Genomic DNA, 1,491 nt, shown 5'->3' with positions numbered 1-1,491 from the left:
GTGTTAAGCATACCGCCAGCGTTCATCCTGAGCCAGGATCAAACTCTCCGTTTTGCTGAGTGTTTGTTTAGCTCTTTGACTGTTTTATAACCTCAGTCTGGTTGATTATTTGACTGACGCGCACAAGTTGCTTTATACTTTCTTTCAAACTATAATCTTTTCATGGTTCGATCGCCTGACGAGTCAGCTTTTGAACGCGCTCGCTCAATCGGCACTTATTTAATATAGCGAGTCCACAATTTGTTGTCAACTATTTTCGGAAAATATTTTGAGAAATTTTTTGTAAACGCCTAAAACTATTGCAAATAAAAGGTTTTAACTTAGTAGCGCTGCTGTAAGTCGAGAAGGTAAGTAATAGAGTTTTTAGCAAGTTTGATGTTTTAAGGCTCTGGGTGTTGTTAGATACGCTGTTGCGTGACTATTTGTTAACTTTCAAGAAACACTTTGCGTAAGGCTTATGTAGGAAGGGTTGGAGAAGATGGAGTATTTTGCGTATCTGGAGAAATTGGGACAAGTTCAAGACCAAGAGCATGAGCTTTGTTCCTCAGATTTTTTAGAACTTGCTCGTTGTATTTCTGCTCGTAGTAGTCCATGCCTGGGTCGGTATATTGTTCAGTGGTCGTCCACATCCGGTAGAACATACGTGCCAGTTTGTGTGCAGTAGCGGTAATGGCTTTGGGGGCACCCAAACGCGATCGCAATCGCCGGTAAAAAGCCCCCAGAGCAGAACGACTTTGAGTCAAAGAAAACGCAGCCATGCGAAAAGCATTTGCCGCTCGATTCACAACTTGACGAGTCTTAGAGCTTTTGACCTTACCGCCCGTGACTTTTTGACCAGGACATAAACCCAACCATGAGGTAAAGTGCTTAACAGTAGGAAAGCGTTCTCTGTTGAGTCCGACTTCGGACAAAATGGTTTGTACACTTAAAGCATCAAGACCATCAATTAGAGTAAAATCTACACCTGTAATGTGATAGATATACTTATGTAAATCAAATGGTGGGTGATTTGCGGTGGGCTTTTTTCTTCGCTTTTTAATGGTTGCGGGGGGTGCATTTAAAGTCTTAGGTTCAAAAGATGCTAAACATTGTTCAATTTCAGCGTCAAGAGCCACAATCTCTTTTTTGTAAACTTCATACAATGATAATTCTTGCTTGAGAACAAACAAATGTTCTGCACGGTAATCACCTGTTAATGCTTTGGCAATTTCTGCGGCACTGCTTTTAATGCGTGGATCTTTGAGGGATGCTAAAATCAATGGGTTGCGCTCACCAGCCACAATGGCCTTGATAATTGTCATTCCCGTGAGACCAGTAATATCGCTGATTACCTTATGTAGGTGTCAATTCATTTGAATCAATGCTTTTTGCATTCGTTGCACGTGGGTACTAGTACAGGGTGGCGGAAATAGACCGACCATTAAATAGCCAGCACCTTACCCTTATAAGTCCATTTGAAAGGTTTAGCCATCGTTCGATTGAAGTAATCAA

General features: G+C 41.5%; 1 protein-coding gene. It reads right to left on the bottom strand.

Going from position 1 to position 1,491, the window contains the following annotated elements:
• Positions 1-455: 455 nt before the first annotated feature.
• Positions 456-1,301: a transposase gene (locus AABK37_RS41300; RefSeq protein WP_432557164.1), complete on the bottom strand. Its 846-nt coding sequence runs from the start codon at positions 1,299-1,301 to the stop codon at positions 456-458.
• Positions 1,302-1,491 lie beyond the last annotated feature (190 nt).

It is taken from the genome of Tolypothrix sp. VBCCA 56010 (assembly GCF_050875635.1).
Lineage (GTDB): Bacteria > Cyanobacteriota > Cyanobacteriia > Cyanobacteriales > Nostocaceae > Hassallia.
The sequence above is the reverse complement of the archived record's forward strand: the minus strand, read 5'-3'. Positions and strand labels throughout refer to the sequence as shown.